This window comes from Brevibacillus brevis NBRC 100599, assembly GCF_000010165.1.
Taxonomy (GTDB): domain Bacteria; phylum Bacillota; class Bacilli; order Brevibacillales; family Brevibacillaceae; genus Brevibacillus; species Brevibacillus brevis_D.
Window position 1 is genome coordinate 743,276 of record NC_012491.1, and the last position, 17,057, is coordinate 760,332.

The window sequence follows — 17,057 nt, forward strand, 5'->3', positions numbered from 1 at the left end:
ACGAGAGTTACCGTTTTTAAAGTCAAAAGATTCTGATTCGCCTAAGACACATACGGGTAACTTTTGTAAGGGCATGCTAAGGGCAACCAATTATTGGAGGGAATTAGCATGTTTTCTATTTGGTTGCCACTGGTGATGACTTCTTCTGCACTTGTGTTTGGTGCAATACCTTCGCATGTCCCTGCGACTATGATTTCCTCGGCGGCGTGGATGGTTGCTGTGCAGGAGTTTGACGCGTTTTTGCAGGACTGGAAAAAAGGGCAGACGCTTGAGAACCTGCGTCATCCGCTTTTTGACCTCACAGGAGTGTCAGCGGTGTCAGGAATGATGGAGATCATCCGTTTTTCGGGAGAGGCCCACGGGCAAAAGGGAGAAATCACTCTTTCGTTTTACACACTGGAAGGCGACAAGGTCTTTTCGCCCCCAGGATCCGTGTCTGTCGCGCGAGTCGATGAGAAGCGGCGGGAATTTCAGGTCACTGGCGCCATACCCCGGGTTTTGCGCGGGCGGACGGGTGTCGTACAGGTGACGTTTATGGGAGAAAAGCGGGCGTCGTACTTACTGAAGGTACGATTCTAGTGAAAATACGGGAGAGGAGGGGCTGCTGTTGATTGAGGTCAAGGATGTTAGCAAGCGATTTAAGGAAATCGCAGCGGTCCAGCATGTATCGTTTCGGGTCGAGGCAGGCGAGGTTTACGGACTTCTCGGCGAAAACGGTGCGGGTAAGACAACGACGATGCGCATGATGGCGACGGTTTTGAGCCCGACCGAGGGAGATATCGAGATTAGCGGGTTTTCCGTTCGGCAGCAACCGCTTGAAGTGCGCCGCAGAATCGGCATTTTGTTCGGGGGAGATGTGGGTCTTTACAGCCGTTTGACAGCGCGGGAAAATATCGCGTATTTTGGTCGTCTATACGGTTTGGAGCAAGCGAGGCTTGAGGAGCGGACCCGCAGTCTGAGCCGGATGCTTGAGATGGACGCTTTTTTAGACAGGCGAGTGGGTGCCTTTTCCCGGGGAATGAAGCAAAAGGTAGCGATTGCCCGGACGCTCGTGCACGATCCCGATGTCATTTTGTTGGATGAACCGACGACAGGACTGGATGTAACGGCTGCCACAATCTTTCGAAGAATGGTCGGAAAGCTGCAAGAAGAGGGGAAGACGATTCTGTTTTCCAGTCACAACATGGGCGAGATTAGTAAGCTGTGCAAAAGAGTTGCGCTCATGCACAAGGGCAAGCTGCGGTTCGCCGGGGGCTTGGATGCTTTACGTGAGGAGTTTGGGACAGAGGATCTGGACGACATTTTCATGGCTGTCGTGGAAGGGAGCGAGGGCTGATGGGCTTACATGTCGTTTGGACCGTATTGAAAAAAGAGCTGATGGACTTGTTTCGCGATCGCAAGGCGTGGATGGGGACGCTATTGGTGCCACTGCTCGTCATTCCGTTCGTCTTCTTTTTACTGGGGACGTCGTATAGCAATGTGGAAAAAGAAGCGAGGGAGTACATCCCGCTAGCTGTGCAAGGATCATCTTCGTTGATTGCTGTTTTGCAAAAAAATCCCGCTGTTCAAATTCTGGAGCCGTCCAATCCGGAGCAAGCACTGCAAGCAGGTCAGCTGCGCGCTATTTTGACAATCCCGGCTGGTTTCGATGAAGAGATCGCGGCGGGAAAAACAGCGCAGTTATCGGTTGCCTATGACTCGACTAATCAAAAGTCTGTCTATGCCCGTACGTTGCTCGAGCAGACAGTAGAGGCTTACAGCAAGGAAGTCGTAGCGAAAAGGCTGAACCAAGCGGGCTTGTCTGAGCAGACGATTCAGCCGATTGTCTCCACCTTTCAAAATGCAGCCTCTGAGGAAAGGAAGTCTGGAGGGATGCTGGCTGGCATTATTCCGTTGATGTTGGTAGTCTCACTCGCATCCGCAGGAATGGCCGCAGCGAATGATCTCGTCGCCGGTGAAAAAGAACGGGGAACGCTCGAATCGCTGTTGACGGCGCCGATTGCAGCCCAGCACATCCTCACGGCAAAGCTGTTGGCTGTCATGACGATGAGTACCATGGGGGCAGTAGCATCGCTAATTTCTGTCACCTTGGCCATGCGTCTGGGACCGATGGCGACGGAAGGAGATCATTTTACACTCGCGTTCTTCTCGCCTGTCACCTTGTTGGTGCTTATCGTGACTATTTTGTTGTTGGCGGCGCTTTTTGCAGGGTTGGAGCTTGTTTTGAGTACGATTGCCAAGTCTTTTAAAGAAGGACAGACGTACATGAGTGCTGTCCTGTTTTTGGCGATGGTCCCCTCGTACATGCTGATGCCAGTCAGTCCGGTCGACATCCCTGCACATTATTACGTGATGCCTGTGTTCAACGGCGTCGCATTGTCCAAGGAAGTGTTTTACGGCAAGGTCGACCCGATGCATGTGCTTCTGGGGATTGGCTCCCTGCTTGTCTATGTGGTTTTCACTATTTTTCTCGCGTCGCGCATATTCCGCAGAGAAGGAGCGGGGTTAAAGCACTGAACACGGAAATGAACCTGCCCTGTTGCTTCTTTTGTCGCTGTCATTTCGAGAAAGCTGGTGAAATGTTGTGAATCCGCTGTATGTCGGTGTGTTATATATTTTCGGATCGGCTGCTGGTTTTGGCGTCATGTCTATTTTTGCTGTGTACGCCTACGAAGCGGGTGTGTCTGTTTCGACGCTCTTGTTTTTGCGATTTTTATTGGCGACTGCCCTGTTTTTTGGTTTGTTGCTCTGGCGCAAGGAGTCACTTCGCTTGGATAAAAGACAGGTGCTCGCGATGTTTTGTCTCGGCGGGATTTTGTACACGCTGCAATCCCTTAGCTTTTTCTCGGCGGTACAGTACATCCCGACCTCCATGGCGGCCTTGCTGCTGTATACATTTCCGGTGTTTGTTGCCATATTGAGCTACTTCGTCGAGAAAGAGCGGCTGACGAAAAAGACTGTCATCGCCATGCTGATTACACTCGTCGGTCTTGGACTGGTGCTCGGCTTGTCATTTGGCGGGATTCAGCCGGTTGGCGTATTGTTGGCTCTTGCTGCGGCGCTGTTTTATTCCGTATATATTGTGGTGGGGAATCGTGTGGTAAAAGGTGTTTCGTCTTATGTAACATCTGCGTACATCGCCCTGTTTGCTACCATTTCTACCTTTTTCATTGCGCTAAAAGACGGAGGGGTCGATCTGTCTTTTGCGGTACAAGGGTGGTGGGCGATTTTGGGGATCGTCGTTTTTTCTACGGTGGTCGCCATCAGTTTTTTTTTCCGCGGCTTACAACTAATTGGGTCAACCAAAGCGTCGGTGCTAAGCACGCTGGAGCCTGTTGTCACGTTTGGGTTTTCGGCGTTGTTGTTTGGCGAAGCTTTTAGCTTGCTTCAGCTGTTGGGGGGATGTGCAGTGCTCGTCGGTGCTGCGCTGATTGTTTCGGGGAAAGGCGGGGAGCCAGAGCTGGCACCCAAGCAGGCTTCTTCATAAAGCTATACCAAAAAGACGCTCTTGCTGTGAGGCTTCACGTGCAGGAGCGTCCATTCATTTTATGTGACCCGATCAGGATTCGTGCATCTGTGAGCGGATTAACCAGCCCGCACCGTACACCCCCGCATCATTGCCGAGTTTGGCCGGAACGATCTCTGTGGACTCAACGACATAGCTGAATGGAACGAAGCGTTTGAATGATTCGCGGATTCGGGAAAAGAGGAAGTCACCTGCTGCAGCCACGCCACCACCGATCATAAACTTAGCAGGATTGAGCACATTCGCCAAATGAGAGAGAGCGAGACCGAGATAGAGTGCCACTTGATCGATAATCGCGAGAGCTGCTGTGTCTCCTGCTACGGCTGCCTCGAGGACATCCTTGGCGGCAATGCTTCCTTTGGCGGCTAGTACAGCGGCAAGTGCTGGGCTTGATCCGTTTGTAGCGGCAAATCGCCCTTCACGAATGATGGCAGTCGCAGACGTATATGTTTCGAGACAACCTGTTTTGCCGCAATTGCAAGGGGCACCGCTATCTGGAGTCATCGTGATGTGACCGATTTCGCCGCCCACACCGTTAATGCCATGGATGACCTTTCCATTCAAAATGACGCCTCCACCTACACCTGTGCCGAGTGTAATGAGAACGAGGTCTTGTGCACCTTGGCCTGCACCTTGCCACATTTCCCCGAGGGCTGCGACATTGGCATCGTTGTCGACCGCTACCGGCAGACCTGTAAGGGCTTCCAATTTTTCTTTTAACAAAACGGGTTGGCGCCAGTGAAGATTCACCGCTTGGAAGACGATTCCCTTCTCGCCATCAACGGGGCCGGGTACGCCTACACCGATTCCGCAGACTTGTGCAAGAGAATAGCCATGCTGCGCAAGAAGATCATGAGACATGTCTACGATTTTTTGCAAAATGCCATCCTCGCCGTCCGCAACTGGCGTCGGTTCTTGCATTTTTGTAACCAGCTCGCCGTCTGGCGTAATCAAAGCCATCTTGATTGCAGTGCCACCCACATCTACTCCCACGATGATCTTCTTCACAAGCGTCTCCCCTATCCCTTGATTTCCATCTTTTTCTATCTTATCACGCTATATGGAGCATAGCGATTCCCAAAAATGGCTATACAGGATATGATGGAAGAGAGTACCCCCGTGAGCGAGGGAAGGAAGAAGGGATCTGCCTTGAAACGAGCCAGATTAATCTACAATCCAAGCTCCGGCCGGGAGATCGTGCGTCGGCGATTGCCGGAAATCCTCGATTTAATGGAGTCGGCCGGATATGAAACTTCATGCCATGCGACCAGAGGGGAAGATGATGCGACAGAAGAAGCTGCTCGTGCAGTAGCTCGCGGTTTTGACGTCATCTTGGCCGCTGGTGGAGATGGAACCATATATGAAGTAGTCAATGGGATGGCAGAGCACAAAGCACGCCCATCTCTTGGAATAATCCCCTGCGGAACGAGCAATGATTTTGCCCGTGCGGTCGGTATTCCGAAATCGATCACACGAGCAACGGAGATTATCACCAAGGGCAAGAAGAAACGCATTGACCTGGGACGCATCAACAACCGCTATTTTATGAATATCGCAGGTGGCGGCTCTCTGACGAATTTGACCTACGAGGTCCCAAGCAAGCTGAAAACGCTAATCGGCCAAATGGCGTATTACGTCAAAGGTTTGGAGAAGCTGCCGTCGCTGCACCCGATCCGTGTTCGTCTGGAGAGCCGCAGAGAGGTGCTGTTGGATGAAGAGATCATGGTGTTCCTCATCGCCAATAGCCGATCCGTAGGCGGCTTCGACAGGCTCGCCCCAGATGCGGACTTGTCAGACGGCAAGCTGGATGTCATCGTCGTGAAAAAGATGAATATTGCGGAGTTTATCCGCCTGGCGACACAGGCAGTTCGCGGCGAGCACTTAAAGGACCCGAACATCCTGTATTTCCAGGCAGATTACATCAAAGCCACTTCGCCGGGCGGAGAGAAGGTTCAGCTCAATCTGGACGGTGAGCTGGGCGGACAGCTGCCTTGCGTGGTGGAAGCATTGCCGGGGCATATCGAGTTGTTCGTCCCGTAAGAAGATAGTAAAATGAATAGCAATAGCCGTGGGGATGCCGCTTTTCGCTGTGCATCCCTGCATGTTTCCTGGAGCGAAAACGAAAACCTATTGAGCAAGATAAAAGGAGCAATAGATAGTGGCGAAGACAACAAAGAAGCGGCGCGGTCCGCACCCGACAGCCAAAGTTGAGCTGGACGTCCCTGTACGTGTCGGACAAACCGTGGAAGTGGAGATAACCGGACTGAACCACGAAGGAGCAGGAGTCGGCCGGATTGAAGGATATACGCTGTTCGTGGATGGCGCACTTGCAGGAGAGCGGGTTCATGCGCGTGTCGATCATGTGAAGAAAAACTTCGGCTTTGCCAAGCTGACAGAAGTAATAGAAGCGAGTACCCATCGCTTCCTGCCGCCCTGTCCGCTGTACGACCGTTGCGGAGGCTGTTCGTTGCAGCATCTCGCATATGAGGAGCAGCTGCGACACAAGCAGCAAATCGTGCGGGACAACCTGCGGCGCATTGGCGGTTTCCAAGTCGAAGGGGAAGGGGCCATTACCGTACATCCGACACTCGGCATGAGTGATCCGTGGCGCTATCGCAACAAGGCTCAGGTACCAATCGGCGAGGAAAACGGGGCGTTGGTCGGTGGTTTTTACGCAGAGAAATCCCACTCGATCATCGACATGAACGAATGCCTCATCCAGCATCAGGTGAATGATGAAGCAGTGGCAGTCGTGAAGCAGGCGGCGACCAAGCTGAATATCACGGCCTATGACGAGGTGCGCCATTCAGGCTTGTTGCGTCATGTGGTTGTAAAGGTTGGAGTCAAGACGGGGGAAGTCATGGTCGTGCTCGTAACGACGGAGGAGCAGATCCCGCAACGAGATCAGCTGGTGGAAGCGATTTGTACACAGGTCGCTGGTGTGACGAGTATCGTGCAGAACATCAACCCGGACAAGACCAATGTTATTTTTGGCAAAAAGACCGTGACGCTCTGGGGCAGCGATGTGATTTACGATTACATCGGTCCGATCAAGTTTGCCATTTCGGCGCGGTCGTTTTATCAGGTCAATCCTGCTCAGACAGAGGTGCTGTACAACAAGACGTTGGAGTACGCGGGTGCTACTGGTACGGAGACGGTCATTGATGCGTATTGCGGTATCGGGACGATTTCGCTGTTTTTGGCGCAGAAGTCCAAGCATGTGTACGGTGTGGAGATTGTGCCGGAAGCGATTGCGGATGCGAATCGGAATGCGCAGTTGAATGGCGTGGAGAATGCGACGTTTGAGGCAGGGCCTGCGGAGGTTGTGATTCCTGCTTGGAAAGAGAAGGGCATACGGGCGGATGTGATTGTCGTTGACCCGCCGCGCAAAGGCTGTGATGAGGCGTTGTTGACGACGATTTTGGAGATGCAGCCGGAGAGAGTGGTTTATGTGTCTTGTAATCCTTCTACGTTGGCGAGGGATTTGAAGGTGCTTGCTGAGAGGTATGAGGTGAAGGAAGTGCAGCCGGTGGATATGTTTCCGCATACGGGGCATGTGGAGTCGGTGGCTGTGTTGGTTAGGGTTAGTATAGTTGCCCAAGAACCATATAAATAGAGAACATACTCATTAGGACAGATTGTTGAGTTGATTGGCACAGAGGTAGTTAATGGGTATTGTTGCTAAATTGGTGTTAAACATGAGCAAGGACTAGCCTAATTAAGCATAGTTCTGTAGATTATTACATGGAGAAAGTGCGGCTGTTATACTCCAACAGAAAACCAAGAACCCGAATAATTGTAATTTCAATTACACGGGTTCTTAAGTTTCTTTTTGATTATTAAGGGGAATAATTTGATCAAATTTATTGGCGGCTTCTTTATCAGCTTTTGATAAGACATGGCCGTATATGTTCATGGTCGTGGTGATGTTGGCATGTCCCAATCTTTCTGAAAAAATTTTTGCATGAATCTCTTTGTTAATTAGCATAGTAGCTGATGTGTGACGCAGATCATGGAACCTGATATATTTTAAATCGTGCTTTTTAAGGAAACCTCGGAACCACAAATACGGATTTTCAGGGTAGAAAGCTCTCACATACTGGTTAAAGAACACAAAGAAAAGTTCTTTGTCACGAGTTCCTGTTAATTTATCCCATTCCTGAGTGCACAGCTTGTAATATTCTTTTAACTTAGAGAGAACACCATCAGACAAACTAATCTTGCGTATGGATTTTTTTGTTTTCGGTTCCTTTATGATCGGTTCCCCGTTAATAAAGTTAGTGATACTTTGTTTGACATGGATGGTTCCAGCTTCTAAATCAACATATTTCCATTCAAGGACAACAAGTTCACCGCGGCGAAGACCTGTTGTTAATGCGAGGGTGATCATCATTTTCCAGTGATAGGGCTCGCTCTCTAAGGCATGAAACAACAGCTGGATTTCATTTTCATCGTAAACTTCACTTTCTTTATAAGCAACTTTAGGGGAGAAGGAAAACTTCAAACCTATTTAGAAGTGCTTCTATAATCAATGTATAAGAAGAAAAATTGGAGGTATAGAAATGTCAAGTGCAGCACAACGTGCCGAATTACAATCTCAAATCTGGAAAATAGCCAATGATGTCCGTGGCTCAGTAGATGGATGGGATTTTAAACAATATGTTTTAGGAACGCTTTTTTATCGTTTCATTAGCGAGAACTTTTCTAGCTATATTGAAGGTGGAGACGAAAGCGTCAAGTATGCAGAACTTCCTGATGATATTATAACGAAAGAAATCAAAGAGGATGCCATTAAAACAAAAGGTTATTTCATATATCCGAGTCAGTTGTTTGCTAATATTGCGAAAACCGCCAACACAAATGAAAGCTTGAATACAGATTTAGCCGCTATATTTTCTGCTATTGAAAGTTCAGCAAATGGTTATCCATCTGAACTAGATATTAATGGATTATTCGCTGATTTCGACACCACAAGCAACAGACTAGGAAATACTGTAAAGGACAAAAGCAGTCGTTTAGCTGCTGTCATTAAAGGCGTTGAAGGACTTAATTTTGGTGATTTTGAAGATAGTCACATTGACCTTTTTGGTGATGCCTATGAGTATTTAATCTCTAATTATGCTGCCAATGCTGGTAAATCTGGAGGAGAATTTTTTACACCGCAGTGTGTGTCTAAGCTTATTGCTCAATTAGCAATACACAACCAAACAACCATTAATAAGATTTATGACCCTGCAGCTGGTTCAGGTTCATTGCTATTACAAGCAAAAAAACAGTTTGATGCTCATATTATCGAAGATGGTTTTTATGGACAGGAGATTAACCATACAACTTACAACCTTGCTCGTATGAATATGTTTTTACACAATATAAACTACGATAAATTTAATATTGCTTTAGGAAATACGCTATTAGACCCTCACTTTGGTGACGAAAAGCCTTTTGATGCCATTGTATCTAATCCACCTTATTCCGTAAATTGGATTGGTAGTGATGACCCAACACTTATTAATGATGAAAGATTTGCTCCTGCAGGCGTATTAGCCCCAAAATCTAAAGCCGATTTTGCCTTTGTACTTCATACGCTTAGTTACCTTTCAAGTAAAGGTCGTGCTGCTATCGTTTGTTTCCCGGGTATTTTTTACCGTGGTGGTGCAGAGCAAAAAATTAGAAAGTATCTGATTGATAATAACTTTGTTGAAACGGTTATTTCATTAGCACCTAACCTTTTTTATGGGACTTCAATAGCGGTTAATATCTTGGTTCTTTCTAAGCATAAAACCGATAATAAAACTCAATTTATTGATGCAAGTGGAGTAGATTTCTATAAAAAAGAAACAAATAATAACATACTCACAGATGAACATATTGAGCGAATTATGAAAATATTTAACAACAAAGAAGATATTGACCATGTTGCAAAATCCGTTGATTATGATGCAATCGTTCAAAAGAATTACAACCTATCTGTGAGCTCCTATGTGAAAGCAAAAGACACAAGGGAAGTCATTGATATAAATGAGCTGAATGCAGAGATAAAAACGACTGTAGCAAAGATAGACCAACTTCGTGCTGAAATTGATGACATTATTGAGGTGCTTGAATCATGATTAAGCCAAATTATATGGAGAAACTCCTTGAGGGGGTTGAGGTTGAGTGGAAAGCATTAGGGGATGTTACATTACCAACTTCCAATATTAGGTGGAGAGATACAAAGGATACTTATCGGTATATTGATTTAACTTCAGTTAGTCGCGAAAAAAACATAATAATTGAGACAACTGAAATATCCGCCGAAAATGCACCAAGCAGAGCCCAAAAATTAGTCATAAAAAATGATGTTATTTTTGCAACAACTCGTCCTACCCAGCAAAGACTTTGCTTGATTACTGAAGAATTTTCTGGAGAAGTTGCTAGTACTGGTTATTGTATCTTAAGAGCCAGAAAAGATGAAGTTTTACCGAAATGGATTTATCATTCTATTACTTCATCGAGATTTAAAAATTATGTAGAAGAGAATCAAAGTGGTTCAGCATATCCAGCTATTTCAGATGCGAAGGTCAAAGATTTCAAAATCCCCATCCCACCTCTAAAAGTACAAGAGGAAATAGTCCGTATTTTGGACGCCTTCACAGAGTTTACATCAGAGCTTACATCAGAGCTTACATCAGAGCTTACAGCTCGTAAAAAGCAATATACCTATTACCGTGATAAGTTGTTGACTTTTGAAGAGGGGGAGGTTGAATGGAAGACATTGGGGGAAGTGGCGAAATTTCGTCGTGGCTCATTCCCTCAACCATATGGTAAAGATGAGTGGTACGGCGGTGAAGGTGCAATGCCTTTTGTTCAAGTAGTCGATGTTGGGGAAGATATGCGACTTGTACAAAACACAAAAAATAAAATCTCGAAATTAGCACAACCTAAAAGTGTGTTTGTACAAGAAGGTACTGTCATTGTAACTTTACAAGGCAGTATAGGTAGAGTTGCTATTACACAATACGACTGCTATGTAGATAGAACTCTTGCTATATTTGAGAGTTTTCAGGTCAAAATTAACAAAAAATATTTTGCATATCAACTACAAGCCAAATTTGCATTTGAAAAAGAAAAAGCTCGTGGCAGTACGATAAAAACTATTACCAAAGAAGAATTTACAAAGTTTCAAATCCCTATCCCACCTCTTACCGAGCAAGAGCGTATAGTATCTATATTAGATAAATTCGATGCCTTGACATCCTCAATTACTGAGGCTTTACCTCGTGAAATAGAATTGCGTCAAAAGCAATACGAATATTACCGTAATTTGCTTCTCAGCTTTCCAAAAGAGGAGGTAGAGGAGTAGTATGAGCGTTTCATTAACTGAGATCGCACAAACGTTAAAAAATGCTAAACATAAAACCAAAGCTAAAGATGCGAGCGAATCTGATGTAACAGTTCAACTGATTTACGCTTTTAATGGGACTGGTAAAACTAGGCTTTCGCAAGCATTCAAATCGTTAGTGGTACCGAAAGCAGATGAGGATGCAGAGCTAGAGGAATCGGAAGTTATTAGTAAAAAAATCCTTTATTATAATGCATTTACGGAGGATTTATTTTATTGGGATAATGACTTGGAAAATGATGTTGAACTAAAACTTAAAATTCATCCTAATTCTTTTACAAGATGGATATTTAAAGATCAGGGCCAAGATGGGAATGTTATTTCTAATTTTCAACGCTATACGGATAAAAAATTAACGCCATATTTTAATGAAGAATATATTATTGAAAATAAAGATGGGAAAAATATAAAGGTAGAAGCTTTTACAGAAATAACCTTTTCATATGAGCGCGGTAATGATGAGCGTTCATATGACATTAAAATTTCAAAAGGAGAAGAAAGTAACTTTGTATGGTGTGTTTTTTATTCTCTTCTTGAACAGGTTATTGGTGTATTAAATGTAGCTGAACCAAGTGAGAGAGAAACAAATCAGTTCGACCAGCTAGAATACGTATTCATAGATGACCCTGTAAGTTCATTAGATGATAACCACTTGATTGAGTTAGCAGTAAATCTAGCACAATTGATAAAATCCAGTGAATCAAAGCTTAAATTTATAATAACCACACATAATCCTTTATTTTATAATGTGCTGCATAATGAGTTTAAAAAAGGTACTTTTAAAAAATATGTTCTCAAAAAAAATGAAGGTGGAGAATATGAATTAGTTTCCCAAAACAATGATTCTCCTTTTTCCTATCATCTTTTCTTAAAAACTGAAATAGAGAAAGCTATTGAAACAGATCAATTAAAAAAGTATCATTTTAATTTTTTTAGAAATATTTTGGAGAAAACATCGACATTTTTAGGTTATGACAACTGGGGGGAACTTTTATTTAAAATTACAGAGGGAAATCCTGAACCTTATATTACAAGAATCGTTAATATTTCAAGTCATTCAAAACATTCAGGAGATGAAGTAGCTGAATTATCAGATGATGATAAACGTGTTTTAAATTATTTACTAAAAGGACTTAAGGAAACATATCAGTTTAAATAAGATGAAAGAAATGAAATTGAAATAGGGGGGAAATTAATGATAGATTTCAAACCCATCGCAGAATCAAATAACTTTATAGTATTAGATAAATATACGAAAATAGATCAACAAGGAGTTGGCTATCAAACAGAAGCTGATTTAGAACGAGAACTCATTCAAGATTTAGTGAATCAAGGTTATGAACATCTAGCAAGTTTAACCACTCCTGAAAAAATGCTTGCTAATGTCCGGGTGCAACTGCAAAACCTTAATAATGTGCAATTTTCGGATGCTGAATGGATTAGATTTTGTGAGCAGTTTTTAGATAAACCCAGTGATAACCACATTGATAAAACCCGTAAAATTCATAACGATTATATTTATGACTTTGTTTTTGATGATGGGCATATTCAAAACATTTACCTAGTAGACAAAAAGAATATTTCGAACAATAAAATGCAGGTAATTTCCCAATTTGAACAAAAAGGAACGCAAGCCAATAGATATGATGTTACCATTTTAGTCAATGGCTTACCTTTAGTACAAGTAGAGCTTAAAAAGCGTGGGATTGCCATTCGTGAAGCCTTTAATCAGATTCATCGATATAGTAAAGAGAGCTTTAATTCAGTAAACTCTCTGTTTAAATATTTACAGATTTTCGTGATTTCTAATGGGACAGATAGCCGCTATTTTGCGAATACGACTAAACGTGATAAGAACAGTTTTGATTTCACTATGAATTGGGCAAAATCGGATAATACCCTGATAAAAGATCTAAAAGATTTTACGGCTACATTTTTTCAGAAAAATACTTTATTGAATATACTACTGAAATACTCCGTTTTTGATGTGAGCGATAACCTGTTGATTATGCGTCCCTATCAAATTGCTGCCGCAGAGAGAATTTTATGGAAAATCGTAAGTTCATACTTAGCCAAAAACTGGAGAACCACTGAAAGTGGCGGATATATTTGGCATACAACAGGTTCCGGGAAAACACTTACGAGTTTTAAAGCAGCTCGTTTGGCTACTGAACTGGATTTTATAGATAAAGTATTTTTTGTTGTAGATAGGAAAGACCTAGATTTTCAGACAATGAAAGAGTATCAGCGTTTTTCTCCTGATAGTGTTAATGGTTCAGAAAGTACCGCAGGATTAAAGCGTAACATTGAAAAAGATGATAATAAAATTATTGTGACGACGATTCAAAAACTGAATAACCTAATTAAAAGCGAAACAGAGTTACCTATATATAATAAGCAAGTGGTATTTATTTTTGATGAAGCTCACCGTTCACAATTCGGTGAAGCTCAAAAAAATATCAATAAAAAGTTTAAGAAGTTCTATCAATTTGGATTTACAGGTACGCCTATTTTCCCGGAAAATGCGTTAGGTTCTGAAACGACTGCTTCTGTCTTTGGTCGAGAGTTACACTCTTATGTAATTACGGATGCCATTAGAGATGAAAAAGTTTTAAAGTTCAAAGTAGATTATAACGATGTACGTCCCAAGTTCAAAACGATTGAAACAGAAAAGGACGAGAAAAAGCTGTTGGCAGCAGAAAATAAAGAAGCTTTACTGCATCCTGAACGAATCAAAGAAATTTCTCAATATATCCTCAATAATTTTAGAGTAAAAACCCATCGTCTAAGCGCGAGTGCAAAAGGATTTAACGCCATGTTTGCTGTGAGTAATGTTGACGCAGCCAAACTCTACTATGAATCATTAAATAACTTACAAAAGGGAAGTAATAAACCCCTTAAGATTGCGACAATCTTCTCCTTTGCTGCTAATGAAGAGCAAAATGCTATAGGTGAAATTCCTGATGAAACTTTTGAACCTTCAGCAATGGATAGTAGTGCAAAAGAGTTTTTAAGTTTAGCCATTAAAGACTATAATGCCATGTTTAAAACCAATTATGGCGTAGAAAGTAAGGAATTTCAAAATTATTATCGTGACCTTGCTAAACGAGTAAAAGACAAAGAGATTGATTTGTTGATTGTTGTTGGAATGTTTTTAACTGGTTTTGATGCACCTACATTAAATACTTTATTTGTTGATAAAAATCTTAGGTATCATGGATTAATGCAAGCTTTTTCGAGAACAAATCGTATTTATGATTCCACCAAAACCTTTGGAAATATTGTTACTTTTAGAGATTTAGAACAAGCAACCATAGACGCGATTACTCTTTTTGGGGATACAAACACAAAAAATGTGGTGTTGGAAAAAAGCTATAAAGAGTATATGGAAGGATTCACTGATGTGGTAACGGGTGAAGCCCGTCGTGGTTATGTAGACGTAGTAAAAGAGCTACAAGAGCGTTTTCCTAATGTGGAAGATATTGCTACTGAAAAGGATAAAAAAGAGTTTGCGAAACTCTTTGGTGAATATTTGCGTATTGAAAATATTTTACAGAATTATGATGAATTTTCAGGTCTAAAAGCTTTACAAACAATAGATATCAATGACCCTGAGGCTTTGGGAAATTTTAAATCTACTCACTATGTAAGTGATGAGGATATAGCTGTTATGCAAGAGATTAAAGTACTAGAAGAAAGAACGATTCAGGATTATCGTTCATCATATAATGATATTCGTGATTGGCTTCGTTGTGAAAAAACTGGAAAAGAAAAAGATAATTCCTCTATTGATTGGGATGATGTTGTCTTTGAAGTAGATCTTTTAAAATCCCAAGAGATCAATTTAGATTACATTCTTGAACTTATTTTTGAAAATAACAAAAAAGTAAAAGATAAGGGTTTATTGGTTGAAGAGGTACGTCGTTTAATTCGTTCTAGTGTGGGGAACCGTGCGAAAGAAAGTTTAGTAGTCGATTTTATCAATCAAACAGATTTAGACAATATTCAAGATAAAGCAAGTATTATTGATGCCTTCTTCTCCTTTGCTCAAACTGAGCAAAAACGTGAAGCAGAAGAATTGATTAATACTGAAAATCTTAATGAAGAGGCTGCAAAAAGATATATTTTAACTTCATTAAAAAGAGAATTTGCCAGTGAAAATGGAACGGAGCTTAATGAAATTCTTCCTAAAATGAGTCCTCTTAATCCTCAGTATTTAACAAAAAAGCAGAGCGTTTTTCAGAAAATCTCTGCCTTTGTAGATAAGTTTAAGGGAGTAGGTGGAAAGATTTAATAAATCTAAAATAGAAAGTGCAATGTGAACAAATGGCAGAATTCAAATATAAAGTAACTCAAATACACGGCAGATGGATCGGCTACACTAATAAGGGCTTGTAGAATAAACCTATCGTGTTAAGGAGCGGATCTCTACAATGCCAAAACAACAACGACGTACCTTTACTTCAGAATTCAAAAAGCAAATGGTAGGACTCTATGAAAAGGGAAATCCAGAGCAGCGATTGTGGTGGAATATGACCTCACAGCCTCCGCTTTAGACCGCTGGATCAAGCAGCCTCAAACAACAGGCTCCTTCAAGGAGAAGAAAAATAGCTCTTCAGAAGAAAATGAGCTGATCGCTTTGTGAAAAGAGAACCAGCGTTTGAAAATGAAGAACGATATTTTAAAGCAAGCCGCGCTGATCATGGGACGAAAGTAGCTATCATCCAGAACAACCTTGATAAATACTCGGTATCAGCAATGTGCGACGTCCTGCAAATCGCAAGAAGTACATTTTACTATGAAGCGAAAGAACAACCGAACGAAGACGCTCTAGAGATCTGACGTATGTAAAGGTCTAGAACCGATGGCATTACATTTGTGTGCTGGTTAATTTGTTCAATCGAGAGATCATTGGGCATAGTGCGGGTCGAAACATGGACGCTGCACTGATTTCCCGCACTTTTGCGGCGGTACAAGGCAATTTACGCCAGATTGAGTGGTTTCATACCGACCGTGGCAGCGAGTTCAAAAATCAAAAGATGGATGAGCTCTTGGAGACGTTTGAAATCGGCCGATTACTAAGTATGAAAGGCTGTCCGTACGACAACGCTGTGGCTGAAGCCACCTACAAGGTCATGAAAACAGAGTTTGTGAACCAGATGAACTTCCAGAGTCTTCGTCATCTGGAGTTGGAATTATACGATTACGTGAACTGATTTAACAAGCATAGTATTCATGGGACATTAGGTTATATGACGCCTGTTCAGTATCGCCAAGAAGCCCTTAAAATAGTTGTCTGATTTACTATTGACAATCCATTAATAATTGCACAAGGAACAGAGTTTTGGACTTGGTAAGTGGAAATAAAGAAGGGGCTGTTTCAAAAGTCGATTTTTCCGACTGAGAGACACCCCATTTTTAATATCGAAACTCATGATTCATCAGCGTTTCAGAGGGACTTCTCTAGTTGTATAGTTGTAAGGAAGATGTGGAAGCATTCATTCAATCTTACTCTAAACAGATTGAATCTGCCCCCTACTTGCACATAGAGTACAATGCCAACAGGAGAAGCAAATTTTATAGAAGTTACCTCTGATACAGAAAATTGTTATACGTGCTCATTTGAAGGGGTGGATGTTTTTAATATCAAGGTAGAAAAATTGGTCGAAGAGATTCATAAAATATCCCCATATGACCGAGATCACTGGGAACTGAGGGGACAGTATATATTTCAGCAAATTGGTATGCGTCTCTGGAGACCTATTATTCGAAAGGAAGAGGATTTCGAACAAGAATGGTTTAGGATATGTCTCTTAGCTGCTGGCAGTATTAAGTTTTGGCGTGCTACTCTCAAGTAGTTTCAGTCAACCGTGGACGGCTACAGGCCGAAGAGATAGGGACAGGACGGATAGTAAACTTAGACGATCAGAAACTTGTCAGAGCAGCTCTTGATGGGACGATAAAGCGCGGTGACGTCACATCCATTGTTAATGGCGTTATGCAACGCTACATATCCTCTCGTGACAGCGTAGTGGTCTCTCAGTGTGCAGTGTACTGAATGATGTTTAATTTTCGGGCGATTTTGAATTGAGATCAGGAAGGAAACGCACGTGGAGCTGCCGCGAGTGGCATCGACTCATTCCCGGGGCA

12 protein-coding genes and 1 pseudogene are annotated in these 17,057 nt (G+C 42.8%); 11 read left to right on the top strand and 2 right to left on the bottom strand.

All coding sequences use genetic code 11. The features are described from left to right. Positions 1 to 108 precede the first annotated feature (108 nt). From BBR47_RS03890 to BBR47_RS03905, 4 genes are all read left to right on the top strand, one after another. The gene (locus tag BBR47_RS03890) at positions 109 to 579 is read left to right on the top strand and encodes a hypothetical protein (RefSeq protein ID WP_012684443.1); all 471 of its coding nucleotides are present in this window, start codon (positions 109 to 111) and stop codon (positions 577 to 579) included. A gap of 28 nt (positions 580 to 607) precedes the next feature. Then, entirely contained in the window at positions 608 to 1,336 is a 729-nt protein-coding gene (locus BBR47_RS03895) for an ABC transporter ATP-binding protein (protein ID WP_012684444.1), read from the top strand. Continuing rightward, a complete protein-coding gene (locus tag BBR47_RS03900; RefSeq protein ID WP_012684445.1) occupies positions 1,336 to 2,517 on the top strand; it encodes an ABC transporter permease in 1,182 nt (393 codons plus the stop codon). The genes BBR47_RS03895 and BBR47_RS03900 overlap by 1 nt, the downstream gene beginning before the upstream one ends. A 67-nt stretch (positions 2,518 to 2,584) precedes the next feature. Next, the gene (locus BBR47_RS03905) at positions 2,585 to 3,487 is read left to right on the top strand and encodes a DMT family transporter (RefSeq protein ID WP_012684446.1); all 903 of its coding nucleotides are present in this window, start codon (positions 2,585 to 2,587) and stop codon (positions 3,485 to 3,487) included. Positions 3,488 to 3,559: 72 nt separating this feature from the next. Here BBR47_RS03905 and BBR47_RS03910 read toward each other — a convergent pair whose 3' ends face one another. Next, positions 3,560 to 4,534: an ROK family glucokinase gene (locus tag BBR47_RS03910; RefSeq protein ID WP_012684447.1), complete on the bottom strand. Its 975-nt coding sequence runs from the start codon at positions 4,532 to 4,534 to the stop codon at positions 3,560 to 3,562. A gap of 141 nt (positions 4,535 to 4,675) precedes the next feature. Between BBR47_RS03910 and BBR47_RS03915 the strand changes: the two genes are divergently transcribed. Together BBR47_RS03915 and rlmD are read left to right on the top strand one after the other, a co-directional pair. Beyond that, positions 4,676 to 5,566, top strand: coding sequence for a diacylglycerol kinase (locus BBR47_RS03915; RefSeq protein ID WP_012684448.1), 891 nt, complete (start codon positions 4,676 to 4,678; stop codon positions 5,564 to 5,566). Between the two features lie 118 nt (positions 5,567 to 5,684). Beyond that, on the top strand, positions 5,685 to 7,142 hold the full coding sequence (gene rlmD, locus BBR47_RS03920) for a 23S rRNA (uracil(1939)-C(5))-methyltransferase RlmD (protein WP_012684449.1): 1,458 nt from the start codon (positions 5,685 to 5,687) through the stop codon (positions 7,140 to 7,142). A 204-nt stretch (positions 7,143 to 7,346) separates the two neighbouring features. Here the strand turns inward: rlmD and BBR47_RS03925 are convergent, their stop codons facing one another. Then, entirely contained in the window at positions 7,347 to 8,030 is a 684-nt protein-coding gene (locus tag BBR47_RS03925; protein WP_012684450.1) for a site-specific integrase, read from the bottom strand. Between the two features lie 58 nt (positions 8,031 to 8,088). Between BBR47_RS03925 and BBR47_RS03930 the strand changes: the two genes are divergently transcribed. The 5 genes and pseudogenes from BBR47_RS03930 to BBR47_RS03955 all read left to right on the top strand — a co-directional run bounded on the left by BBR47_RS03930 (position 8,089) and on the right by BBR47_RS03955 (position 16,207). Further along, entirely contained in the window at positions 8,089 to 9,636 is a 1,548-nt protein-coding gene (locus tag BBR47_RS03930; RefSeq protein ID WP_012684451.1) for a type I restriction-modification system subunit M, read from the top strand. After that, positions 9,633 to 10,868, top strand: a complete 1,236-nt coding sequence (locus BBR47_RS03935; RefSeq protein ID WP_012684452.1) for a restriction endonuclease subunit S — start codon at positions 9,633 to 9,635, stop codon at positions 10,866 to 10,868. The genes BBR47_RS03930 and BBR47_RS03935 overlap by 4 nt, the downstream gene beginning before the upstream one ends. A gap of 1 nt (position 10,869) precedes the next feature. Continuing rightward, positions 10,870 to 12,066, top strand: a complete 1,197-nt coding sequence (locus BBR47_RS03940) for an AAA family ATPase (RefSeq protein ID WP_012684453.1) — start codon at positions 10,870 to 10,872, stop codon at positions 12,064 to 12,066. Positions 12,067 to 12,102: 36 nt separating this feature from the next. Continuing rightward, positions 12,103 to 15,201: a type I restriction endonuclease subunit R gene (locus BBR47_RS03945; RefSeq protein WP_012684454.1), complete on the top strand. Its 3,099-nt coding sequence runs from the start codon at positions 12,103 to 12,105 to the stop codon at positions 15,199 to 15,201. Between the two features lie 139 nt (positions 15,202 to 15,340). Continuing rightward, a pseudogene (locus tag BBR47_RS03955) lies at positions 15,341 to 16,207 on the top strand (IS3 family transposase). Positions 16,208 to 17,057 lie beyond the last annotated feature (850 nt).

What these genes read in the sequence shown, in the direction of transcription:
- BBR47_RS03890 (WP_012684443.1), top strand. Translation starts at nt 109, where the DNA reads ATGTTTTCTATTTGGTTGCCACTGGTGATGACTTCTTCTGCACTTGTG.
- BBR47_RS03900 (WP_012684445.1), top strand. Translation starts at nt 1,336, where the DNA reads ATGGGCTTACATGTCGTTTGGACCGTATTGAAAAAAGAGCTGATGGAC.
- BBR47_RS03930 (WP_012684451.1), top strand. Translation starts at nt 8,089, where the DNA reads ATGTCAAGTGCAGCACAACGTGCCGAATTACAATCTCAAATCTGGAAA.
- BBR47_RS03935 (WP_012684452.1), top strand. Translation starts at nt 9,633, where the DNA reads ATGATTAAGCCAAATTATATGGAGAAACTCCTTGAGGGGGTTGAGGTT.
- BBR47_RS03940 (WP_012684453.1), top strand. Translation starts at nt 10,870, where the DNA reads ATGAGCGTTTCATTAACTGAGATCGCACAAACGTTAAAAAATGCTAAA.
- BBR47_RS03945 (WP_012684454.1), top strand. Translation starts at nt 12,103, where the DNA reads ATGATAGATTTCAAACCCATCGCAGAATCAAATAACTTTATAGTATTA.